Annotated in this window: 20 protein-coding genes; 11 read left to right on the top strand and 9 right to left on the bottom strand. The window is 44.8% G+C overall.

Going from position 1 to position 23935, the window contains the following annotated elements:
* The first annotated feature begins 19 nt into the window (after positions 1-19).
* From gmk to L0G63_RS03525, 6 genes are all read left to right on the top strand, one after another.
* Positions 20-646, top strand: a complete 627-nt coding sequence (gmk, locus tag L0G63_RS03550; protein ID WP_301449392.1) for a guanylate kinase — start codon at positions 20-22, stop codon at positions 644-646.
* Positions 647-835: 189 nt separating this feature from the next.
* Positions 836-1096 carry a DNA-directed RNA polymerase subunit omega gene (rpoZ, locus tag L0G63_RS03545; RefSeq protein ID WP_301449391.1) on the top strand — a complete coding sequence of 87 codons (261 nt, stop codon included), beginning with the start codon at positions 836-838 and terminating at the stop codon, positions 1094-1096.
* 355 nt (positions 1097-1451) lie between these two features.
* A complete protein-coding gene (locus L0G63_RS03540; RefSeq protein ID WP_301449390.1) occupies positions 1452-3650 on the top strand; it encodes a bifunctional (p)ppGpp synthetase/guanosine-3',5'-bis(diphosphate) 3'-pyrophosphohydrolase in 2199 nt (732 codons plus the stop codon).
* Positions 3651-3794: 144 nt separating this feature from the next.
* Positions 3795-4175 carry a RidA family protein gene (locus L0G63_RS03535; RefSeq protein ID WP_010201437.1) on the top strand — a complete coding sequence of 127 codons (381 nt, stop codon included), beginning with the start codon at positions 3795-3797 and terminating at the stop codon, positions 4173-4175.
* A gap of 126 nt (positions 4176-4301) precedes the next feature.
* A complete protein-coding gene (locus L0G63_RS03530; protein WP_301449389.1) occupies positions 4302-6590 on the top strand; it encodes a primosomal protein N' in 2289 nt (762 codons plus the stop codon).
* A gap of 189 nt (positions 6591-6779) precedes the next feature.
* Positions 6780-7889, top strand: a complete 1110-nt coding sequence (locus L0G63_RS03525) for a cation diffusion facilitator family transporter (RefSeq protein ID WP_301449388.1) — start codon at positions 6780-6782, stop codon at positions 7887-7889.
* Between the two features lie 10 nt (positions 7890-7899).
* On the opposite strand, the gene L0G63_RS03520 is transcribed toward L0G63_RS03525, so the two are convergent.
* A complete protein-coding gene (locus L0G63_RS03520; protein ID WP_301449387.1) occupies positions 7900-8199 on the bottom strand; it encodes a hypothetical protein in 300 nt (99 codons plus the stop codon).
* A gap of 244 nt (positions 8200-8443) precedes the next feature.
* Here L0G63_RS03520 and L0G63_RS03515 point away from each other — a divergent pair, with 244 nt between their 5' ends.
* Complete coding sequence (locus L0G63_RS03515) at positions 8444-9148, top strand: hypothetical protein (protein WP_301449386.1); 705 nt, start codon at positions 8444-8446, stop codon at positions 9146-9148.
* 90 nt (positions 9149-9238) lie between these two features.
* Positions 9239-11125, top strand: coding sequence for a monovalent cation:proton antiporter-2 (CPA2) family protein (locus L0G63_RS03510; protein ID WP_301449385.1), 1887 nt, complete (start codon positions 9239-9241; stop codon positions 11123-11125).
* Positions 11126-11148: 23 nt separating this feature from the next.
* On the opposite strand, the gene L0G63_RS03505 is transcribed toward L0G63_RS03510, so the two are convergent.
* Entirely contained in the window at positions 11149-12078 is a 930-nt protein-coding gene (locus L0G63_RS03505; protein ID WP_301449384.1) for a DUF2628 domain-containing protein, read from the bottom strand.
* A 197-nt stretch (positions 12079-12275) separates the two neighbouring features.
* On the opposite strand from L0G63_RS03505, the gene trmB reads away from it, so the two are divergent.
* The 3 genes from trmB (at position 12276) to L0G63_RS03490 (ending at position 16349) form a co-directional block, all read left to right on the top strand.
* Entirely contained in the window at positions 12276-13115 is an 840-nt protein-coding gene (gene trmB, locus L0G63_RS03500) for a tRNA (guanosine(46)-N7)-methyltransferase TrmB (protein WP_301449383.1), read from the top strand.
* Positions 13116-14158: 1043 nt separating this feature from the next.
* On the top strand, positions 14159-15211 hold the full coding sequence (gene recA / locus L0G63_RS03495) for a recombinase RecA (RefSeq protein ID WP_301449382.1): 1053 nt from the start codon (positions 14159-14161) through the stop codon (positions 15209-15211).
* Between the two features lie 52 nt (positions 15212-15263).
* Positions 15264-16349, top strand: coding sequence for a regulatory protein RecX (locus L0G63_RS03490; protein WP_301449381.1), 1086 nt, complete (start codon positions 15264-15266; stop codon positions 16347-16349).
* Between the two features lie 29 nt (positions 16350-16378).
* Here L0G63_RS03490 and L0G63_RS03485 read toward each other — a convergent pair whose 3' ends face one another.
* The 7 genes from L0G63_RS03485 to L0G63_RS03455 form a co-directional block, all read right to left on the bottom strand.
* A complete protein-coding gene (locus tag L0G63_RS03485) occupies positions 16379-17836 on the bottom strand; it encodes an anion permease (RefSeq protein ID WP_301449380.1) in 1458 nt (485 codons plus the stop codon).
* A gap of 227 nt (positions 17837-18063) precedes the next feature.
* Positions 18064-18777 (bottom strand): YidB family protein, encoded by a 714-nt coding sequence (locus L0G63_RS03480; protein WP_301449379.1) that lies wholly within the window; start codon positions 18775-18777, stop codon positions 18064-18066.
* 260 nt (positions 18778-19037) lie between these two features.
* Entirely contained in the window at positions 19038-19487 is a 450-nt protein-coding gene (locus L0G63_RS03475; RefSeq protein WP_301449378.1) for a hypothetical protein, read from the bottom strand.
* Positions 19488-19539: 52 nt separating this feature from the next.
* Entirely contained in the window at positions 19540-19821 is a 282-nt protein-coding gene (locus tag L0G63_RS03470) for a succinate dehydrogenase assembly factor 2 (protein ID WP_301449377.1), read from the bottom strand.
* A 36-nt stretch (positions 19822-19857) separates the two neighbouring features.
* On the bottom strand, positions 19858-20748 hold the full coding sequence (gene folP / locus L0G63_RS03465) for a dihydropteroate synthase (protein WP_301449376.1): 891 nt from the start codon (positions 20746-20748) through the stop codon (positions 19858-19860).
* A 164-nt stretch (positions 20749-20912) separates the two neighbouring features.
* Complete coding sequence (ftsH, locus tag L0G63_RS03460; RefSeq protein WP_301449375.1) at positions 20913-22808, bottom strand: ATP-dependent zinc metalloprotease FtsH; 1896 nt, start codon at positions 22806-22808, stop codon at positions 20913-20915.
* 402 nt (positions 22809-23210) lie between these two features.
* Entirely contained in the window at positions 23211-23843 is a 633-nt protein-coding gene (locus L0G63_RS03455) for an RlmE family RNA methyltransferase (protein ID WP_301449374.1), read from the bottom strand.
* Positions 23844-23935 lie beyond the last annotated feature (92 nt).

The following is a 23935-nucleotide window of genomic DNA, read 5'->3' as shown; positions in this document are numbered from 1 at the left end:
TTCCATTAGGATACTTTGTATGACAGGTTCATTATTTATTATCACCGCCGCGTCTGGCACTGGTAAAACCTCATTGGTCAAGCAGTTGCTAGTCACCACCAATGATCTTTCAGTGAGCATCTCACATACCACTCGTGCGCCTCGTCCAGGTGAGATCGATGGTCAGCACTACCACTTCACAGACATCGACACTTTTACCCATGGTATCAATGCAGGCCAGTTTTTAGAGCATGCAGAAGTGTTTGGCAATTATTATGGCACCTCAGAGCAAAGCGTACGCGCTCAGCTTGCAGCAGGCATTGATGTGATTTTGGAGATTGATTGGCAAGGGGCCACACAAATCAGAGAAATCTTTGCCGATGCTATCATGATTTTTATTTTGCCACCCAGCTTGACCACCCTACGCCAACGCCTCTCAACCCGCGCTCAAGACAGTCTAGAAGTCATCGAGCGCCGTCTAGCTGGCGCGGTCACCGAAATGGCACAATACGTAAATGCCGATTATGTGGTTATCAATGACAACTTTGATGTGGCACTCGCTGAGCTAAAAGCCATTATTGTGGCAGATAGACAAACCCTTGCTCGCCAGCAGCAACGTTACCAACGCACGATCAGCAACTTGTTGAACGATCAGGTAGAAGAATAAGAAGTAAAAGAATAAGAAATGGCGATTGACCCTTAGCTGATATTTATCCGATAGGCTGCAAAAAAAGCAACGACGCAACTCGGCAAAAAATGCTATAATGTCTGGCTATTCCCTTTTATGTATTTGATATTATTTTTATTATGTGGCGGGCACGGTCGGTCACAAATAAAACAACCGAGGTAGCTATTTATGGCACGAGTGACGATTGAAGATTGTTTGGGTAATGTGGATAATCGCTTTGAGCTAATTTTGGTCGCAAGTAAGCGCGCCCGTCAACTGGCCAAAGGTATCGCTGAGCCAATGGTTGACGTCGACAATGACAAGCCTACTGTATTGGCCTTGCGTGAAATTGCTGCTGGCAAAATCGGACACGACATCCTAAGCCAACCAGAACACAATTTTGCAACAAGTTCATTAGATTTAGCATTGTCAGGTGATCACAGTTTTTAACAGCCGATTTCAGGGAAACTTGTATCTTTAAATTCTCAAAGCTGATCATGGCTTTGTGATCAAGAACAAGCTTCTAACTGACAATAGAGACCACAGCATAGGCTGTGGTTTTTTGGTTGTAACTGTATTGTATTTGCTGTTTTGATAGCCATTTATCTATCAAAATAGCCCACTGAGTCAAATTTTTTCATCGCCTACTCGCTTATCAGTTGACATTGAATGCGATTTGCGATTAATTAGAGAATGGCCTATCCCTACTTAAGTTTCGTATGGTTGGTCAATATTCAGTCACCATTTACTGCTTACTTCAATCCATAATCAAGTCAGTCAGTCATGGAAAATAGGATCGTCATTTATGAGTCAAACCCTACCCAAACTCAGTCATCATCTCGTCGATGACGCTCAATATAACTTGCTGCGTTCAGTCGGTTATCTCACTGCTGCTGAGCGCCGTGACATTGTTGATGCCTGTGAGTTCGGTGATATTGCGCACATTAAAGACAAGCGTAAATCAGGGGAACCTTATATCACTCACCCTATCGCAGTGGCTGAGATACTGGCGGGCTTTCGCTTAGATCGAGATACAATTATTGCAGCGATTTTGCATGATACGGTCGAAGACACCGACGTGAGTGACGAGCAGCTCGAGCAGCGCTACGGCAAGATAGTGGCTAGGCTGGTCGATGGTGTGACAAAACTAAAATCCTCCTCTCACAATAAGCAGCAAAATAAAGCCGCGACCTTTCACAAAATTTTGACCGCCACACTCGCAGATCCACGGGTACTCATTATTAAGCTTGCGGACCGCCTGCATAATATGTCCACGCTTGATGCCGTGCGCCCTGAAAAACAACGTACGACAGCACAAGAAACGTTAGATTTTTATGTGCCATTTGCACGCTTGATGGGTCTTAATGATATCGCCGATTATATTGAGGTGCTGTGTTATCGTAACCTTGATTCTGATATGTACAACAAGATATCTGACAAACTGCTACAGCATGGACTTGGGCGTAATTTCCAAAGAGAAGCCATTCATCGTTATCTGAGCATTGTGCTCAATAATTTGGGGCTCAACGGACTGGTCAAAGTGTTAGACAATCGCGTGGTCATTTACCGTCAGTTTTTCCGCAATCGCGGAGAAATTAACACGCTGCTACGTCACTATGCATTTGAGATTGTCCTCGATAATATCGAAGCTTGTGACAAGTTGGCGTATTATCTTATTAAAAAGTATCAAATTGATGATACCCATATCGCGGATAATATTCGCAGGCCGTTACCAGGTGGCAATCAATCACTCACGCTCATTTATGAGCGCGACAACGATGTCGTAAAAGTGACGATTTTGACCAAGCAAATGCAAAGTGCCGCAAGACTGGGCGTTATCGGTGCAGAGCACGCCTCTGAAGTCAGTCAATCCGTTATCCAAGCCTCGCTGCGCAATATGAAAGATTTGGTCGATGAAGACAACCTCAACGAAAATAGCCCGAACTTTTCTGCAGCAGTCTCTACCATTAATGACCTAATGGATTATCTACATTCAAGTAAAATCATTTGCTACAGTCCAAAAGGTCGAGCTTACGAATTATCACAAGGGGCAACGGCACTAGACTTTGCCTATGCAGTCGGGCCCATGGTCGGTAACGTCGCTGTTGGGGCCAATATCGATGGCAAACCGGCAAAGCTCGGTACAGTATTAAAAAACGGCCAAGCAGTTGAAATCGAAGTCAATAGCCACTCAGAGCCAAAAGCCGAGTGGTTAGGATTTGTGGTGACCAACAAAGCGCGTGAAGAGATATTACGTTGGTTCAAAGACTTATCTACCGCTGACAAGCAGCATCATGGTCGTCAAGCGTTAGATCGCGCCCTCAAAACCTATCAAAAAACGCTCGATGACCTAACAGAGGATGATTGGAAAGATCTGACTGAATGGCGCGGTGTGACTGAAAAAAATGCGCTGTTTGAACAAATTAGCTCTGGTACATTGTTACCTCAATTGGTGGTCACTCGCCTATTCAGCGATGAAGTGAGCGATCTGCAGGACAAAGCACATCACGATGACATGACTCAGCCTCAACAACTGATCGCCAACGCCTCGGGAGTGGAGCTTGATTTTGCCAATTGCTGTCATCCCATCTATGGCGACCCTATCGTTGGACATTTATCTCGACACGGTTTGGTCGTCCATCGACATAAATGCTTCTCTCTTGATGATATTCGTAAAGACAATCCCTATCAGGTTATTCAGCTGCGTTGGCGCAGTGATAACGCTGTTACACAAGGGGACACGGAGGATAGCGACATACAAAATAGTGGCAAAATCCGCTTCCCCGCTTACCTAAAACTCTCTGTTGCGCTTAGTGATGAGCAAATCAGTGAGGTGATCTACCACCTCCGCCAGTTGAATATGGGGGTTGAAACGGTTGACGTTCGTAATAGCGATACCATCATTCATATCATTGTGCGTAGCCGTAAGCATCTCGCTCAAGGCATCCGTGAGCTGCGATCATTATTAGGCTTTCCTAACATCATACGGCTATATCAATTATAATAACCCAGTCCGTCTAGCGATTTTACTCGCTGATCCGGACTGAACAGCCAATGTTGTGATTCTAATATTTTCTAGAACAACGATACGGAATATTGCTAAGCGTTTAGTAGTACATCCGTCCATAAAATACCAAAAGGACATTATATGACTCGTCAAACGATTCAAACAGATAAAGCACCTGCTGCTGTAGGCACTTACTCACAAGCTGTCAAAGTTGGCAACACTGTTTATATTTCAGGCCAGCTTGGTTTTGATCCTGAAACGATGGAGTTAAGAGAAGGTTTCAAAGCGCAGGCTGAGCAGGTATTTGAGAATATCAAAGCAATCTGCGAAGCAGCTGGTGGTAGCCTCAATGACGTGGTTAAATTTAATGTATCTTTGACTGACTTGAGCGACTTTGCAGTCCTAAACGAAGTGTTTGTGGCGAACTTGAGCGAACCGTATCCTGCACGCGCTGCTGTACAAGTCGCAGCCTTACCTAAAGGTGGCGTGGTCGAAATTGAATCTATCTTATATATTGAATAAGATAGATCGTCAGTTTTACTCAGACAGATCCCTATAAGTCAATCTACCATAAGCTTAGCATCATGCTAAGCTTATTTGTCTCTACCTTTTATATCACATTAACCTAATAAGACTGCGAAGCTATTTATGTTGGTACAAGTTGCGCTGCCCGTACCCCTTTATCGGGTATTTGACTATGGCTTACCTGCAGATATGCTGGATTCGCCAGACAGTGCGATGCCGCCAATTGGGAGCCGCGTTGAAGTTTCCTTTGGTCGACAGACCTTGATTGGCATTGTGATTGCTCATGTCAATAAAGAGGAGAGCCTTGTACCCGTCAATAAAATCAAACCGATTAATAAGTGTTTGGATGCTGTCCCTATTTTAGATCCCAGCATGCTCAAGCTGGCTTATTGGCTCGGCCGCTATTATCACTACCCACTCGGTGATGTTTTGGCTGTTATTTTGCCGAGCCTTGTGCGCCAAGGCAAACCACTAGACCTACTGATTACCCATTGGCGAATATTGCCGCATATTACTGATGATGATTTTCATGCCAATGCAAAAAAGCAAAAACAGCAGTTTGATATGCTAAAACTGCATGGTGAGCGCGGTGCCAGTGAAGACGTTTTATTACTAGAAGGGATGCAACGAGCATTTTTAAAAACGCTCGAAGACAAAGGCCTCATCGAGCGCTATATTCAACCAAAACAAGCCCCTTCTCCTGTCAGATTGGCAAAAATGCCGCTTGATCTCAATGAGGAGCAAAAGCAGGCCGTCGATGCCATCATTGCTGCTCATGAATCTGAGACTTATAGCGGGTTTTTGTTAAATGGCATTACTGGTAGCGGCAAAACAGAAGTCTATCTGCAAGCGATGCAAGCGGTCTTAGAAGCTGGCAAACAAGTGCTGATCTTGGTGCCTGAGATTGGACTGACACCGCAGACGCGCGCCAGATTTGCCAGTCGCTTCGCCGCTCACATCGTTTTGCTGCATTCAGGCATGACCAATACTCATCGTTTGCAAGGCTGGCAAGACTGCCGCACCGGTCATGCACAAATTATCATCGGCACACGATCAGCAGTGCTCTATCCCTTTGCCGCTCTGGGGCTGATTGTCGTTGATGAAGCGCATGATGGCTCATACAAGCAGCAGGACACACTGCGTTATCATGCCGCCGATGTGGCGCTCTACCGCGGTCTGCAACACAAAATCCCAGTGATACTGGGGACAGCAACGCCTTCTCTTGAGCATCTAAAACTGGTTGAGGATGGTAAGCTACTAGAGTATCAATTGCTCACGCGCCCTGGTAACGCCAAGCCTGCAACCATGCAGCTGATTGATGCGCGTTTGCAGAGTACTCACCAACAAACACAAGATAATGGCAATCGCTATGACACCGGGTTGACAGACGCCATGATTGGCGCTATCAAGCAAACGCTAGAAGCAGGTGATCAAGTACTGATATTTTTGAATCGCCGCGGTTATGCCCCTGTTTTGTTGTGCGAGGCTTGCGGTTGGCAAGCAGACTGCCCGCGTTGTGACGCACATTTGACCGTTCACTACAACAGCCAATCTCAGCGAAACAGCCAATCAGGTAGCTCTTATTTAAAATGTCATCATTGTGATTGGCAAGCCTACATTCCTACGGTCTGTCCTGATTGCGGCAGTCAAAACTTAGATGCCAAAGGTATGGGTACGACAAGGCTCAGCGATAATCTGCATGCGATTTTTGCCAATCCCCAAACCAGCAAAGTGATTTATCCAATTATCCAAATCGATCGTGATACCACAAGACGAAAAGACAGCTGGGAAAATATCTATCAGCAAATCAATCAAGGCGATCCTGCCATATTGGTGGGTACACAAATGGTGGCTAAAGGCCATCATTTCCCTAATGTGACATTGGTCTGCTTACCCAACGCCGATCGCGGGTTTTTGTCGGCAGACTTTCGCTCACCTGAGCATACAGCGCAGCTCATGATACAAGTAGCTGGCCGTGCTGGTCGAGGTGACAAAGCGGGTCGCGTCTTGATACAGACCCTACAGCCTGATAATGAATTACTCTTAAAGCTGGTCAAAGATGGTTATTTATCGTTTGCCCGCGAGCTATTGCAAGAGCGTAAAATGATGGGCTTACCGCCTCACAGTCATGCCGCCCTGATACGCTGTGAAGGAAAAACACTGGCAGCCACCACACAAGCGCTCAAGGATGCCATTGCTCACTTACCCAGTGCGCACCATCTTGTGGTTCTCGGTCCTATTGATGCCCCAATGAGTAAAAAGAACAGCCGCTATCATGCGCAGCTACTACTCTTAGCCAAAGATCGTGCGCACTTACATCATGTATTAAACCAATGGTGGCAGCCAGTGCTGGCTCTACTGAGTGCCAAATATCTCAAGCTAACCTTAGATATCGACCCCATTGGTTGGTAAGCTCGTTCCCTTGCAGGTGCTTTTCATATGGCATATTGCTCTATTTACTTCGTCGTTACAGCTTCTCAGGCGTGGCTATGTTAGATTTATAACCACTATTAGGTGGTATGCATCCAAAAGCCTCCTGCTACCCGAACCACAATGGATATTGTTTACTGAACCTCGCTATTAGCTGACTTGAGTGTTGTTATGAATCAAAATAATCTTAGCACTGACGAGCACGATCATAATCACCATAGCCATGAGCACAGTCACGACCATGACGACCAGTTAGAATCGTCATCATCGCAAGATACCAAAGGTTATCAGCGCACCTTGCTGTTTAGCTTTATTATCATCACAGGTTATATGTTTATAGAGGCTATTGGCGGCTGGCTTACTGGTAGCTTGGCGCTATTGTCCGACGCAGGTCACATGCTGAGCGATGCGGTTGCTTTGGGCGCGACCTTGATGGCATTCAAAATTGGTGAAAAATCAGCCACGCACCAAAAGACATTTGGCTATAAACGTTTTGAGATTTTGGTGGCAGGAGTCAATGGCGCAACTTTAGTGATCATCGCCTTGATGATCTTTTATGAAGCCATCAAGCGCTTTAACTCCCCGCCTGAGATTGCGACGCAAGGTATGCTGATTGTGGCAACGGTCGGTATGTTGGTCAATATCTTGGTGGCGTGGCTCATGCACCGCGGCAGTCATGCGGCAGAGGATGACGGACACGAGCACAGTCATGGTAGTGATACTAAAAAAGAGTGTAAAAAACCTGCCAACTTAAACATGCAAAGCGCGTACTTGCATGTGCTTAGCGATTTGATGGGCTCTGTCGCCGCGATCATCGCCGCCCTATTGATGATGGGGTTTGGCTGGGTATGGGCAGATGCCGTGGCATCGGTGATTGTCGCCATTCTCATATTAGTTAGTGGTTACCGCGTGGTGCGCGACTCAGTACATATTTTGATGGAGGGCACGCCTAAAGGTATTGCTTTAGAAGATATCGAGCAGCGCATGGTCGCCCATACTAAAGTACAAAAGGTCCATGATTTACATATTTGGAGTATTACCAGTGGCCTACACGCCCTATCCTGCCATGTAGTAGTCGATGGAGACATGAGTATCTTAGACGCCAGTATCTTAATTGCAGAACTGGAGCAGGGTTTATTAGACTTGGGCATCAGTCACGCCACCATTCAGGTCGAAAGCGCTGCTCATTCACATGCTGGCGCGCATGCTGATACGTTGATTTGTGACATCTCAGATCGCATGCCTGCTGGCGCTGGGGGACATATTGGGCACAATCATTAATAGCTGCCTGCTACTGGTGATGTTTTATCCAACCATAGACAATACGTAGCAGGTGCCAGATACACCACATAATGACTAATATCCACAGACTTATACCAGCAATGAGCAGCGTCATTCTAATCCACATATCGAGGCAGCCATTGCAGACATTTGGCAAATAAGCAGGCCCCATGTTTGACATCATCAGCAACCAAAACCCAAGTGCGACTATCATTCCTGTATAAATAGTTCTGAGTATTATTTTGCCAATCATCTTCAATGAAGCACGCCGCTCAGAAAAAACAGTCGAATCTGATAAATGTTTGCTCATAAAAATGATACTCGATAAGCTGTGTGACAAAGCCTGTTAATTACTAGACACGGTGTCAAAGAACAAAAGACATATATCGATAAAAAATGAATATTGACCTAAGTTTGCCTAAAACTTGTTTCTACGATTGTAATCGCATGTTAAAAGTGATGAAAAACCCTATCTCTCGACCATATTTTTGATATAAATTCTGTATACTTAAGACTGACTACCCCTTTTCACGATCTATTGATGATATAACATTATGTCTAGACGTTCAGCACCCTTTGTCGCCCCAGACTATATCGATGATCCTACGTCAAAAGACGGCAAAAAACACGCCAAAGTTTTGCTATCGACGCTGCAAGAGGATATTGCAAACTTTCGTCATGAGCAATTTCCGCCTGATATTTTGCGCCAGATTCGCGATATGCCTATCTATGAAGGCAACTTAGCGGAGGTACAGGCTTATCAGCAACGTTGGCAAAATCTACTTGAGCGCGCCAAGGATTTTTATCCAGCGGCCAATATGCCACCTGATTATCTGCCGCTTCCAGCCAGTCTTGAGATACCGCAGTTTATCTACCATGTTCAGCGCCTACATTTAACCAAAACGCGAGCCAAGGAATCTAAAAGCTTTGGCTCAGTTGGTGCATTGACTGATAAATGTGGTGACTACACTGATGATGAAGTCGCTCGCATGACAGCGGTACTGGATAATGATGACGAAGCGCGTTTGGTCGCTCATCGTGAGTTTATTGATCTGCGCGCTTATGTTTTTTGCCGCGATAGCAAGGGTGAGATGCTAGAGCCTGAACGGGTACGTTTTTATCGTACTGGTCTTATCGTCCATGCTTTGCCTGATTTTAAGATTGTCGACAGCAGGCAAACACCGCGCAAGCGCCGCAACGACGCTTATAACAATCCGCTTGCAGATAATGGTGTTTGGAAGATTTATCGCAAAAAATAATGTATGTTGATGCTATATTTTTTCGCGAGTCTAATGTTAGTTATACCCGTTTTAAATTGCTTATTTTGTCCTAATTTCTGAGGATTCCAGATGTTCGCTGCCGCCGCCGGCTCACCAAATTTAATGTTACAAGCCACTATCTTTTTGGGAGCAGCGCTGCTCTTTGTCCCCCTTGGTAAACGCTTCGGTATTGCAACGGTCCTAGGCTACCTCATCACAGGGCTTATATTGGGTCCAAGCGGTTTGGATGTGGCGGGTGATGCTGAAAGTCTACTGCACTTTTCAGAGTTTGGCGTGGTCATGCTGCTATTTATCATCGGGCTTGAGCTGCAACCCTCGCGGCTTTGGGCGCTGCGTCGCTCTATATTCGTTCTTGGCGGTCTACAGGTTGGGCTGACTGGTACACTATTGATGGGGCTATTGCACCATTTTTTCGCCTTACAGCTAGATACTGCTTTTATCGTTGGCTTTGGTTTAGCACTCTCCTCGACCGCTTTTGTGCTACAGATATTGACCGAAAAACAGCAACTTTCGAGCACACATGGCCGCGAAGCTTTTACTATCTTACTATTCCAAGACATCGCGGTTATTCCTTTATTAGCAGTCATTCCGTTCCTATCGGGGGTTCGTGAGCAAAGTTACGATTTACTGTACTTTGGGAAAGTATTCGCAGTCTTTGCTGGTCTCATTTTTGCCAGTCGTTATGTGGTTCGACCATTCTTTAAGTTTGTGGCCTCAAGCGGTGCTTCAGAACTACTAACAGCGGTCGCGTTGTTTATCGTCATGGGCGTGTCTATTTTGATGGGTCAAATTGGTCTATCAATGGCACTAGGTGCATTTTTGACAGGCGTGTTGTTAGCTGACTCTGAGTATCGACACGAGTTAGAGGCCAGTATCGAACCGTTTAAAGGATTGCTATTGGGTCTATTTTTCATGTCAGTCGGTATGCTCACTGACGTTAAACTCATTTTGGCCAAGCCGATATTTATCATTGGCTGTGCCCTCGCCTTAATGTTTATCAAATTTGCAGTGATTGCAGCCATTGCCAAAGTATCTGGCAACCGCTGGCCAACCAGTATCAGATTGGGTGTGACCTTGGCACAAGGCGGTGAATTTGCCTTTGTTCTGTTCAGTGTCGCCACCGCCCAAAGTGTCTTACGTCCTGATCTTGCCAATACGCTAAACCTTGTCGTTACGATCTCAATGGCACTGACACCATTAGCCTTTTTGTTGTTAGAAAAAATAGGCGAACCATTATTTGCCAAACGCAAACCAAGTCGAGAATACGACACCATTCCTGATCATGAGCATCAGGTAATTATCGCAGGCTTTGGCCGAGTCGGTCAGATCATCGGTCGTGTGCTTCGTATGCATAATATTGAATTCACAGCCATTGAACGTTCTGCCAACCGAGTAGATTTCGTGCGTAAATTTGGTAACCAAGTCTATTACGGCGATCCAAAAAACCCCGAGATTCTACGAGCTGCAGGTATTCAAAAGGCGCGTGTCTTTATTTTGGCCATTGATGACCTAGAGCGCTCCATCACTACCGCTCAGTATTTACGCAAAAACTATCCTGAGTTGATTGTATTAGCCAGAGCGCGTGATCGTCAGCATTACTACCGCTTACGCGAAGTTGGTGTGCGTCACATTTGGCGTGAGACTTACTTGTCATCTTTAGATATGTCACGTGAATCGCTACAGCTACTCGGTATCTCTCCGGAAAAAGCTCGAGAGACAGTAAAAACATTCCGTGATTATGATGATGACTTAATTGAGCGTCAGCAAGCCATTTACGATGATGAAGCCAGCATGATTGAGTCCGCACAATCAGCGATGGCAGAGCTTGAAAGCCTATTTGATGAAGATATCGGCAAAGCGCGCAAGATGGATTTGACCGATTTCTACGAAGCCTTGAAGAGCCAAGCGACGCCAGTTGACGAACCAGACGATACCGCAACAGACTCTAAACACTAGCAAAAACTAGATAGGTATAGCCCCTAGTTAGACAGGCAATTTTTAGGGGCTTGTTTTTTATTTAGTGAGCTTGTGCAATCCCAGTTATCACTGTCTGGTATATGATAAAAAACCAATGTCTGCTCGTTCAGATAGCGGATTGGAAATGTCACGTTCTGGATCGTAGCAATCACCGCGCAATCCGTCTCTAGCACACCAGCCGCTTGACTATCGACATGCATACGTACCTGTTGCTGCTCGGTACTGAGTGGCAAATCTACAGGACATCGCCCAGTCTGCTGATAAATCAATGCCACTCGGTTTTGGGCATTCTTGGCAATATCATAAGCATCAAACAACACTTCATTTTCTTTTGGTTTGGCAATGATGGGCAAAAACTGAACCTTAATCACCAGTAACGCAAAAGCAAAAAAGCCAAACCCTAGTGCTAAACCGAATAGACTGACGCCGCCCTCTTTTTTCAAATGCGCTTTTTGGGCAGCCTCATCACGTGGATAATCATTAATCACATCCGCAATCTCACGTCGCGCCATCCGGTAATAATATGCATCTGTCCAGCGTGCCACCATAGCAGACCAAAACAACCAAATAATCGCAGCAATACCAATCCGCGTTGCCATTTGATAAGCGTCTGGCACATAAGACATCGCCACAAACTCAAAGGCAACAAGCACAATGGCGACATTAAGCTGAATAAATGACCATCCTGCTACGCTATACACAATGGCATCCATATAGCGCTTACGGTATAACAGCCAAGGAAACGTCATAAAAAATGCAGCCCAATGCCACTTAGGTGACAGATAGCCTTGCTGATCAAACTGCTCAAAGCGCTTGAGATAATAGCGCTGGGTACGATCACCGATAAACCATTGATCCAGTTGCTTGCGTTTAGCAGGTGTTAATGACTCTTGATAAAACGGTGGCGGTGAATCCGTCTCAATAAATAGCATGGCAATACGCTCTACTGACTCTTAGGAAAAATATCTCTTAACGATGACACTATGATAACGCTAAAACCCATATCTAGGATAGAGAAACGACAGAACTGAGCAGCAAACGCGCTAAAATAGGATTGTACGTTCACAGTTGTATGGATTTAACTTATAATGAGCCAACATCACTCACCTAATTAAGCCTTACAAATCCTATGAGTCAACATTCTGATATCAATGACACCATCAATAGTAATAATACTACTGATGAGCAAACCTCTAATAACACTCATGCGCCTATCGATACGGATACAAACGCTAGCCAAGAGATTGAACCTAGCTCTGACAAACATATCCGCATCGTTAATACGTTTATGAAGCGGCGCACGCACATGAACAAAAACGCTGAGCTTGCGCTGACTGCACCAGAGTTTTCTGAGTATCTGGTCAATAACAGTTTCGGCGATGGCGACCTTTCAGGTATTGATGACCTGCGAGCGCTGTTCGCTGATAGCCCGAATGGTTCTGACGCACCGCTGACCTTAGAGATTGGTTTTGGTTTGGGTGATTCATTTATTGAGATGGCAGCCGCAGAGCCCGCGCGTAACTTCGTTGGCGTCGAAGTACATGAGCCTGGTATCGGTAAATGTGCTTACATGGCAGGCACTCAAGACTTGAGCAATGTCAAAATTATCAATGGCGACGCTATTCAATTGCTGAAGCAATTACCAGAGAATCATATTGACCGTATCCAGCTCTACTTCCCTGATCCATGGCAAAAGAAGCGTCATTACAAACGTCGCTTCGTCAGCCCTGATCGTATGACCATCGTGACCCGCAGTCTAAAAAAAGGCGGTTGGTTTCATACAGCCACGGATTGGGAGCATTATGCATTTTGGATGGTTGAAGTTTTGGATGGGTTTGCTGGATTAACCAACAAAGCAGGCGCAGGCAACTTCACTGACCGTCCTGACTTTCGTCCAATGACTAAGTTTGAGCGTCGCGGTATTGATCGCGGTCACGGTGTGTGGGATTTGATCTATATCAAAGACTGATAAGTAAAATTGCACTTGTAATCATTTCAAAAAAGCGGCTAACCAATTGGCCGCTTTTTTATGCTTGTCTATAAGCTTGCCATAACACCTATAAATATGTTTAACGATTTGTTAGGCGCTTTGATTACGTCACAAACCTGACTTTAAAGGCCTGTAATATGATAATCGCGAAAAACTATAAATGGTTATTATGTGAAACATAGCGCCAACCATGATATTTTTTGGTAAAAAATCGCCTCTTCTCTTTTCAAGCAATCAATATTCGTCAAATCAGATATAATAACGTCCCACGCAAACATAGATGCTATAAGGGCTTCGAGAGTTCTCCCCATAAGCTGTGGATAACCCTGTGTATAAGTGACCACTTGACAACCATGTGCCTAGGTAACTTAAAGGTTAAGATAAAATCGTTCATTTTTTGTACAATTTTAAAAACCTTTAAAAACAATAACTTAATTAAAATAAATCGACACAAGAAATTATTTTAAATATTTTTTAAAATAATTCAGTTGTTTTGGATGTTTCACAATCGATAAAAATTATTCTATCTTTTGTTGTGGACAACTCATAATTCTATTGACAAATAAGGCACTTATCAGGTTCAAAAATACATTTGAACAGATGGCTATCTTCACGAATCCTCACTCTTATATTGTACGACATTCAGTGTCGTTTAGCATCGTCCAAGACTCAATATAGCGCTTGGATTTTGTTATAATTACTTTATCAAATCAATAGCACTACAGAGATTCAGATAGCTATTAGTCGTTAATATCCGACTCAAAAGCTATTGTAACTGTAATTGATTATGAACTTATTTTTACTTCTCTCGTTATTTAATTTTACTGTATAGTAGAGCGATATCTCGATATTACTACTGATAGCAGTTATATGACAACCTGTGTATTTAAGCCAGTTGTCAGAGCGCTAATAGCTATATGATTTGTCTTATTAGCGCTGCTCAGTATGCACCAGTTATCACTCTTAGACGTATAAATCTTTTATCTATAGCGCCAAATCAATTATCAAAAAAGGAATCCAGTATGGACGACAATAAAGCCAAAGCCCTAAAAGCGGCATTAGGTCAAATTGAAAAGCAGTTTGGTAAAAATACCATCATGCATCTGGGTGATGATTCAGCCATTCTTGATGCCGATGTGGTTTCAACAGGTTCTCTTGGTCTAGATATCGCGCTTGGTATTGGTGGATTGCCAAAAGGTCGTATCATCGAGATCTATGGCCCTGAGAGCTCAGGTAAAACCACAATGACCTTGCAAGCCATTGCAGAGTGTCAAAAACAAGGGGGCACCTGTGCGTTTATCGATGCTGAGCATGCGCTTGACCCTGTGTATGCACGCAAGCTAGGCGTCAATACCGACGATTTACTACTGTCGCAGCCTGATAACGGTGAGCAAGCGCTTGAAATTACTGACATGCTCGTGCGTTCAGGCGCAATCGATATGATCGTTATCGACTCGGTCGCAGCTTTGACTCCGCGTGCAGAAATTGAAGGCGAGATGGGTGACTCACATATGGGTCTACAAGCGCGTCTGATGAGCCAAGCGCTACGTAAGATTACTGGTAATGCTAAACGCTCTAATTGTATGGTTGTGTTTATTAACCAAATCCGTATGAAAATTGGTGTTATGTTTGGTAGCCCAGAGACTACAACTGGTGGTAATGCCCTTAAGTTTTACGCCTCTGTACGTATGGACATTCGCCGCATTGGTGCGGTCAAAAATGGCGATGACATCATCGGTAATCAAACTCGCGTTAAAGTCATCAAGAACAAAATGGCACCGCCGTTCCGCCAAGCTGAGTTTGAGATTACTTATGGCGAAGGTACCAACCACTTGGCCGAAGTGATTGACTTGGGTGTCGAGATTGGTGCCGTTGGCAAGGCTGGCTCTTGGTACAGCTATGGCGATGAAAAAATCGGTCAAGGTAAAGCCAACTCTGTGCTTTTCTTAAAAGAAAACCCTGCTATCGCCAAAGAGATCGAAGACAAAATTCGTGATGAAAAGCTTGGTAAGAAAAAAGATAGCAAAGCGCCTGAAACTGACGATGCAGAACTGGCACCTGACTCTGTACAATAATGGTTCACTAGTAACCATTATCATTGACCGCTATAAATAATCATGACTTATTATGAAAATTAAAACATTGGCTGAAATCTTAGCTGAGTCGAAAACCGGCTCAGCTAGTTCTGTTGATAGCAAACGAAAAAAACCTACTAAACACTCCTATCAAAACACATCTAACAAATCAGGTAAATCTAGCAAGCTTTCTAAAGACCCAGATCAAGATCATTCAAGCACTAGTGAGCCTACTGTTGATACATCATACTTTGAAGAATCTTCTGCTAAGATAAAAAAAAACTCTAAATCCAAAAAACGTAAAAAGCGCTTTCATCCAGCCGCGAGCTTTAGCCCTGAGCCTAACGACGCACCTGCGTATCAGCCACCAAAGGCGCAAAGTATCAAAGAGATGCTGGCCGAGGTCAAGAACAGCGTACATAGTGGTGATGCAGAGAATGACGTAGCTGAAAACGACAACTATGCCCCCTCGTTTGAGCAATCAGAATGCGGAAGTGAACGTTCATCATTTGATGATAGTGAAGTAGAAAACCAAAACGATAATATACCAACCGCGCTTAAAGCTTATTTGCGCACCCCTGAACAAAAGCAAGCAGAGATTGATGCTATCAAAGCTGAGAGCCGGCTACGTTGGCTTGCCTTCTATTACTTGTCACGGCGCGAATACGGCAAGGCTGAGCTCAAGCAAAAGCTAATCGACAAAGAACAAGACCCAGAAAAAATCGATGCCCTACTTGATGAGTTTGAGGAAAAAGGCTATCAAAGTGACTACCGCACCACCATTATGCTGATACGTGAGAATATCCGTAAAGGTCGGGGACGCGGGCGTATCAAGCAAGCGTTTTATCAAAAAAAAATAGCCATGCCAGACAACATCGATGAGCTGATCGATATGGCAAATGCAGAGTCTGAGGAGTTTAGCGAATTTGTCGAAGATGGTGATGACAATCTGGTCGAAGGCGTTGACTGGCTAAAGCTAGCGGTGACCGCTCGCACCAAAAAATACGGCAATACATTGCCCCGTGAGCCAAAAGACAAGGCTCGTCAATTACGGTTTTTGCAGTATAGAGGCTTCAATACTGATATCTGTTTCGCTGCGCTCAACTACACGCTTGAGACATTAGATGAGCGGTTTTAACCGTGACTCATCTAACACTCAGATACCTATTAATAATAGCCAAGCACTTTCCACCATATCATACCTGCCCCTATCCAAATCACCAGATTGACCACACTCATGATAGCGCCGATGCCCCACCACTCTTTTAAGGTCACATACCCTGAGTTAAAGATGACAGGGGCGGTGCCGGTCGCATAATGAGTTAGGGTCATCATAATGTTGCCCGCTGCTGCCAAAATCAGCGCATATAGCATGGGCGGCGCTCCTAAGCTCAGCCCGACGGCATAAAAGGCGGCAAATAAAGCGGTGATATGCGCAGTCGTACTTGCAAAAAAGTAATGAATGTACAAATACACCAGCGTCAAAATCGCCACGGCACCTACCCAGCCCAGACCCGTCGTACCAATCATCGCTTCGATATTGTCAGAAAACCAGCGAATCAAGCCAAGCTCATTCAGATAAGCGGCCATCATAATCAAGGCACCAAACCAGATGATGGTATCCCAAGCAGATTTTTCTTTGAGAATATCCTCCCACGTTAGCACCCCAGTCAATATCAAAGTCGTCAGACCGATAAAAGCTGTCGTAGTGGCATCGACGCTGTATTGCTCACCCAATAGCAGCGCCGGGATATTGGCCCAGAGTAGTAGCATCAGGCCAAACACACCGAGCATGATTTTTTCTTGGCGGCTGATGCTACCCATGTCTGCCAAATTGTCTTTTGCAAAACCTTTAGCGTCGGGCGTGACTTTGACATCAGGTGGATAGATCAGATAAATCACCAAGGGCATCACCACCAAACACAGGATGCCCGGCACAAACATCGCCACCGCCCACGTTGTCCACGACAGCTGAATGTTACCGCCTGTAGCTTTATTTACCAGGTCTACCACTAAAGGGTTGGGCGCGGTGGCGGTGATAAACATCCCTGAGGTAATCGGATTGGCGTGGTAATTGACCATCGCCAGATAGCGACCAATTTTATTTTGCGTGCCTTCCTCTGGCGTTGAATGAAAGCTTTGGGCAATAGATTTCATAATAGGATGAATAATACCGCCACCACGCGCGGTATTCGACGGCGTGATAGGCGCTATCATCAGCTCAGCCGCCGTCAATGAGTACGCGACTCCGATGGTTTTTTTGCCAAAGATAGAAATAAAATAATAAGCAATGCGGCGACCAAGACCGGTTTTGATAAGGCCGCGCGATATCATCACTGCGATACCAATCAACCATATCAGCGGGCTTGAATAGCTAGAGAGCGCATCATTAATGGCTTGTTTTGGGCTGTCACTGGTCACACCCGTCAAAGCCACGAGCGTCACGGCGATGACCGCTATCGCCCCGATGGGTAGCACTTTACCAATAATGGCAACGATGGTGGCAATAAATAAAGCCAGCATGTGCCATGCGTCAGCGGTGACGCCCGTCGGTACAGGAATGACAAACCAGATGATAAAACCTACGACGATGGCAATAGCGGCTTGGATCGGCTTAAACGGCATGCGTCAATATCCTATGCAGTGGCTGATACCCTCATCTTATAAGATTACCAGCACCGTTGCGCATTTGTTCACCATTTTTAACATATCTATGTAGCATGTATTATTGAATTCCTCACAACAAAAAAGAGCACGCTATACAAACGTGCTCTTTTGGCCGCTATCAGCTGTCTGCGTAAGTAGCAGCAGACTACACAGCTAAAGGTAGCTATAACACAAGCATGGGGCCATTATCGTAAAGTGCCTAGACGGTTGGATAACTGGCTGATGATTTGATCAATTTCTTCGTTAGCCTCCGCTTCGGTATCTAAATTACCATTGGGCGTTAGCTGGTTCATCACCTCGGGCAGTAATTCAGCCAAGCCTTGACGCACTTCTGTTTCATTCGCACCTGTACTGGCTGCTACTTGCTGAATCTCACGCTCATCAAACAGCTGATTTATCTCACTTTGGTCTAGATTGTCATTGATTTCATTGGTACTCATCCAAGAGCGTGCTTGGTCGCCATGGCCCATGCCAGTGATTTTTGATAGCGCACCACCGATACCGCCATTACGCTTAATCCAGCTCAATACCATTGGCATAAGGACAGCGATAAGCATCCCCTTACCGCCAAAACCACTATTGCTACGCTGACCCCCTAATACACTGCCTAAAATATCGCCCAGTCCACCAGCACCTGAGCTGACGCTACCACGCTGATTACCACCAGCCAGACCACCAATGATATCATCCAAACCAAAGCCATTGTCAGGTTTGCGATCATACTGCTGAGGATTGTATCCACCTGTCTGGTTGCTGCCGCCTAACACACTGCCTAGTATATCCCCTAAGCCACCTGTACGACGTGGATTGATACGCTGATTCACTGGATGGCGTTGAGCATCCTCTGGATTCATCGCACTACGGGCCACTTGGCTCACTAAATTCCCTAATAAACTCATGATCTCTTCCTCTTATCGTCATATTATTTATGATACAAGCTGACTGCCTACCGTTGTCCATACTGGTTTTTCATGGCATAAACTGGAAGTACAATGCAGTTGGTTCATATACTTTATTCGTGAGTTTCAATATAACAAAACTCTTTGGAGACCAAGATAGGTATTTTGTTATGACATGTAGGCATTCGTAAGCCTATAACAGATGAGTAAGACTAAATAGAAACGTGAATATCAATCAGTATATTTTACCCTGTTTCTGTTTAATCCTTATTAATATTGGCTAAAACACTAAGCGTTCGCCATTTCTCTGGGCTTACTTGATCACGAAATATGGTGATAGATAGAGGGCGCTGATAAGGCTCTACTATGTTGAACTCAAGATTTATCGCCCATTGATAGTAATGTGTAGAGAGTAGCTGTGCTTGCCACAGCTCATCACCTCGACTTGTCTGAATCAACAACTGCCACTGTTTATCCATACGTTGATCAAGTGGCGGCTGACTCAGATGTCGTAGTGTCAAACGTGTCAGAAATAAATAGCCAGCAATGGCTAGCGAGACAGTCAAAATCAGCAAATATTGCCACCATGCCAAAGCCGCAAGCCACGCTAAGACAATCATGATCGCAGTTAAACCCACATAGAGCAGACAGCGTAGCCGACTGGTAGAATGAATAACTGTATCAATGCGCAGTGCCGTTGCTAGGGTCATATGGGCGCGCCATGAGAAATCATCAGTATTGTACCTATCAAATACAAAGCCTCTAAACCAAGTCTTTGGTGTGTCGCCATGTTTTTATTTTATTAACGAGTGCCCATATATCATCCTCTGCTGGACGATTTTGATTGGTAAAATAATCCAATAAATCAGGGTCTTCATGCGTGAGCATCTGAGCAAATGTCTCTTGCTCTGTTGGATCTGCTATCAGATATCGCTCTTTGACATAAGGATCAATATAAAAATCCAGCTCTTTCAAACCGCGACGGGCTTGATAAATGATACGGCGTTGTTCATTTGTCGGTTCTGGCTGAGGGATATTCGTCATAGAAATACTCTTGTTTAAATGTTGGTTAATATGATGTTAGTGACAGGCGGATAGTTGATGCCATAATGCCACTGCTTGTTGCATCATCGCGACATTGTGCGTGCGAATAATGCTCGCGCCTTGTTGCAACGCAAATATCCCAGCAGCAGTCCCCACTGCATCTCGTTCTGTCGCTTGAGTGGTCTGCACTGCTTTGACACCGCTATTGGTCAATACTTCTGCTAAAAAGCGCTTACGTGAAATACCAAACATCATGGGTAAGCCCAATGCCTGTAGGCTATCCAACTGACTTAATAAAGCACAATGATGCTCATAGTTTTTAGCAAAACCAAAGCCTGGATCGATAATGATTTTTTCGTGCTTGACGCCAAGCTGTGTTACCTCTTCGATTCGTGTACTCAGCTCTGTGCTCACTTCCTGAACCACATCGTCGTACTGTGCCAGACTATTCATCGTCGTTGGCTCACCGCGCATATGCATCAGCATGACAGGGATATCAAGGGTAGCGGCTAGCGCTGCCGCACCTCTACGTTTTAGTGCTCTGACATCGTTCCAAATATCCGCACCCGCATCAAACGCTGTCTGCATAACCTCCGGATTACTGGTATCAATAGATAACCACACATCGTTGCCAAAATACTGACGAATGGCTTGTACAACTGGTACCACGCGCTGCATCTCTTCAGCAGTCGCGACAGTATCTGCATTAGGACGGGTAGATTCGCCGCCAATATCAATAATCGTTGCACCGTTATCCATCATCTGCTGACAATGAGCAACGGCACTCTCTATTGCATTAAACTGTCCACCATCTGAGAATGAATCTGGCGTCACGTTAAGAATACCCATGACATGCGGCTGCGACAAATCCAACGTTTTATCACGGCTCGATATTTTATAATGGGGTAAAGGCTGAAATAATGACATGAGCAATCCATCACGAATAAGGTGTATACAATAGCTTAGGTAGCGCTCCTCTGTGCTTATGATACCAGTAAATCATAAGTCGTCCTAAGCCCTTAAAAGAATGATGACAATAAAAAGGCCCTTTATGATAAAGGGCCTTTTATTAAACTTCAATCAGAACTGCCTTACATCGCTGGTAATGGTGGCGGCGTAGAAGTAGTCGTTTTGACATCATTTTTTGACAAGTTTACTTCATTGGGCTGATAGACTCTTGGTGGACGTGGCTCTTCACCTGCCAAGATGTCTTGCAACTGATCCCGATCAATGGTTTCCCACTTCATCAAAGCATCAACCATCGCATGCATCTTGTCTTGGTTGGCTTCGATCAGCTCGCGAGCGATGTCATATTGCTCTTCTAGCATACGACGCACTTCTTCATCGACCTTTTGCTGTGTGGCCTCTGAAATCGTACGGCTGCTAGAGCCAAAATAACCTTGTGAACTATCTTCATCTTCATACACCATGATACCTAGCGCATCAGACATACCATACTTAGTGACCATCGCTCGTGCCATTTTGGTAGCACGCTCAAAGTCGTTGGACGCGCCCGTTGACATCTGATTGATAAAGACTTCTTCAGCGATACGGCCACCGAATAAAATAGCAATATCATTGAGCATTTTTGACTTATACATGCTGGTCTGGTCATGCTCAGGTAGCTGCCAAGTCACACCAAGGGCAAATCCGCGCGGCATGATCGTTACTTTATGCACAGGGTCGGTACCTGGTAGTAGCTCAGCAACCAAGGCATGTCCTGCTTCATGATACGCAGTTGCTCGGCGCTCTTCTTCGCGTATTACCATAGATTTGCGTTCAGGACCCATATATAGCTTGTCTTTGGCATCTTCAAAGTCATTCATATCGACGCTGGTTTTGTTGCGACGCGCCGCAAATAATGCCGCTTCATTGACAAGGTTTGCTAATTGCGCACCACTAAAGCCTGGCGTACCACGAGCAAGAGAGCTGGCATCGACACTGATAGTGTTTGGCAGTTTTCTCAAATGCACTTTTAAGATTTGCTCACGGCCTTTGATGTCTGGCAAACCTACTTGTACCTGACGGTCAAAACGACCTGGACGCAATAGCGCTTTATCTAATACGTCAGCGCGGTTGGTCGCCGCAATGACGATAACGCCTTCATTGCCCTCAAAGCCATCCATCTCAACCAATAACTGGTTCAACGTTTGCTCACGCTCATCATTACCGCCGCCCATACCAGAGCCACGATGACGCCCGACCGCATCAATCTCATCGATAAAGATAATACAAGGGGCGCTCTTTTTCGCCTGCTCAAACATATCGCGTACACGTGATGCACCCACACCGACGAACATCTCAACAAAGTCAGAACCTGAGATTGAGAAGAATGGCACTTTGGCCTCACCAGCAATGGCTCTTGCTAGCAATGTTTTACCAGTACCTGGCGGCCCTACCATTAAGATACCACGAGGAATCGTGGCACCAAGCTTGGTAAATTTGTCTGGGTCACGTAAAAAGTCAACCACTTCAACGACTTCTTCTTTGGCTTCTTCACAACCAGCAACGTCTTCGAAGTTTACATTGATTTGATCTTCAGTCAGCATCTTCGCTTTTGACTTACCAAAGCTCATCGGGCCGCCGCCTTTACCGCCTGCGCCGCCCTGCATGTTACGCATAAAGAATAAAAACAGACCAATAATCAGTAAGATTGGGAAACTGGCTATCAGTAGTTGCATCAATACGCTTTGGCGCTTTGGTGCTGTTCCTTGAACTTCGACTTGGTTCTCACGTAGCATTGGCATTAGCTGATCATCTGACACAGCTGGTCTAATGGTCTCAAAAGTTGAGCCATTTTTCTTTTCGCCGGTGATCTGTTCGCCGTCGATTTCGACACTGGCTACTTGGTTTTCTGACACAGCGGTCACAAACTCAGAGTAGTTAAGATTATCCGGCTCAGAGGATTGATCAAAGCCGCTAAACACCAGCACTAAAACGCCGATTACCACCAGCCACAATAAGGTATTTTTTACCATGTCGCTCACTAGTTATTCCCATCCCTTACTTATTGGTGTGTTTATTAAACACGTGACGTCTATAAGCGTATTGCTCATCATTAACGCTCATCTCGATACTTAAACAACTGCTAACTTAAACTTATATGATTTATGAATAGCCTAAAAATTGTTTTTATAAATAATCAGTATGAGATAAACATAGATATACGATCGTTGAGCTTGTAAAACGCTTATTATCAGACGACTTTGCCTAAAACATATGCTAAAAACAAAGGTAATATACCATGATATGCGGTACGGGCCCGCATAATTCAAGCAGGTTTCACGTTTATTCAGTTAATGATTGTAGCGCTTTTTATAAGACCATAATGATAGTTTATGGTGACTGATTAACTCGCTTACAATAGTAGCAACTTATTGATGTTAAAACTATTTAATCGCCACCCAAAACATCTCTTTTGAGCGTGGACGTGAGGCCCCTGGCTTGATACTACGAATCTTACTAAAATCCTGCTGCATCTGCTTGCGTAATTCTTGTGTACCTTCGCCTTGAAACACTTTCATAATAAGTACGCCACCTTCTGGTAAGGTTGACAAAGCAAAGTCCACTGCCAGCTCGCATAAGTACATCATACGCGGCTGATCAATCGCACTGTTTCCCGCTGTATTGGGTGCCATATCAGACAATACAACGTCCACTTGTCTATCGCCTACTTCTGCCATAATCGCCTCAAACACCTCAGCTTCACGAAAATCACCTTGAATAAAGGTAACATCAGGCAGAGCATCCATTGGCAAAATATCCGAGGCAATCAAGATACCATCGTCACCAACCAACTGTCCCGCTACTTGTGACCAACTACCAGGGGCACTGCCCAAATCTACCACCGTCATGCCTTTTTTGATGAGATTGGTTTTTTGGTTTATTTCTAATAACTTATAGGCAGCACGGGCACGGTAGCCCTCTTTTTGAGCCTTTTGGACATAATGATCGTCAATATGCTCTTTCATCCAAGCACTGCTACTCTTTGACAGTTTTTTATTTTCGATACGCGTGGCCAAAATACCTGCTCCTATTACTTTACAAGACCTGAGTACCCTCTCTTTGATCTTTATATCACAAGCACACTCATTTGAATGTGATGACAATTACG

The sequence above is a fragment of the Psychrobacter sp. genome (assembly GCF_030454045.1).
Lineage (GTDB): Bacteria > Pseudomonadota > Gammaproteobacteria > Pseudomonadales > Moraxellaceae > Psychrobacter.
The sequence above is the reverse complement of the archived record's forward strand: the minus strand, read 5'-3'. Positions and strand labels throughout refer to the sequence as shown.

Bases quoted from the DNA above. Each gene is read 5' to 3' on its own strand.
- gmk (WP_301449392.1), top strand. From the start codon at position 20: ATGACAGGTTCATTATTTATTATCACCGCCGCGTCTGGCACTGGTAAA.
- rpoZ (WP_301449391.1), top strand. From the start codon at position 836: ATGGCACGAGTGACGATTGAAGATTGTTTGGGTAATGTGGATAATCGC.
- L0G63_RS03540 (WP_301449390.1), top strand. From the start codon at position 1,452: ATGAGTCAAACCCTACCCAAACTCAGTCATCATCTCGTCGATGACGCT.
- L0G63_RS03535 (WP_010201437.1), top strand. From the start codon at position 3,795: ATGACTCGTCAAACGATTCAAACAGATAAAGCACCTGCTGCTGTAGGC.
- L0G63_RS03530 (WP_301449389.1), top strand. From the start codon at position 4,302: ATGTTGGTACAAGTTGCGCTGCCCGTACCCCTTTATCGGGTATTTGAC.
- L0G63_RS03525 (WP_301449388.1), top strand. From the start codon at position 6,780: ATGAATCAAAATAATCTTAGCACTGACGAGCACGATCATAATCACCAT.
- L0G63_RS03520 (WP_301449387.1), bottom strand. From the start codon at position 8,199: ATGAGCAAACATTTATCAGATTCGACTGTTTTTTCTGAGCGGCGTGCT.
- L0G63_RS03515 (WP_301449386.1), top strand. From the start codon at position 8,444: ATGTCTAGACGTTCAGCACCCTTTGTCGCCCCAGACTATATCGATGAT.
- L0G63_RS03510 (WP_301449385.1), top strand. From the start codon at position 9,239: ATGTTCGCTGCCGCCGCCGGCTCACCAAATTTAATGTTACAAGCCACT.
- L0G63_RS03505 (WP_301449384.1), bottom strand. From the start codon at position 12,078: ATGCTATTTATTGAGACGGATTCACCGCCACCGTTTTATCAAGAGTCA.
- trmB (WP_301449383.1), top strand. From the start codon at position 12,276: ATGAGTCAACATTCTGATATCAATGACACCATCAATAGTAATAATACT.
- recA (WP_301449382.1), top strand. From the start codon at position 14,159: ATGGACGACAATAAAGCCAAAGCCCTAAAAGCGGCATTAGGTCAAATT.
- L0G63_RS03490 (WP_301449381.1), top strand. From the start codon at position 15,264: ATGAAAATTAAAACATTGGCTGAAATCTTAGCTGAGTCGAAAACCGGC.
- L0G63_RS03485 (WP_301449380.1), bottom strand. From the start codon at position 17,836: ATGCCGTTTAAGCCGATCCAAGCCGCTATTGCCATCGTCGTAGGTTTT.
- L0G63_RS03480 (WP_301449379.1), bottom strand. From the start codon at position 18,777: ATGAGTTTATTAGGGAATTTAGTGAGCCAAGTGGCCCGTAGTGCGATG.
- L0G63_RS03475 (WP_301449378.1), bottom strand. From the start codon at position 19,487: ATGACCCTAGCAACGGCACTGCGCATTGATACAGTTATTCATTCTACC.
- L0G63_RS03470 (WP_301449377.1), bottom strand. From the start codon at position 19,821: ATGACGAATATCCCTCAGCCAGAACCGACAAATGAACAACGCCGTATC.
- folP (WP_301449376.1), bottom strand. From the start codon at position 20,748: ATGTCATTATTTCAGCCTTTACCCCATTATAAAATATCGAGCCGTGAT.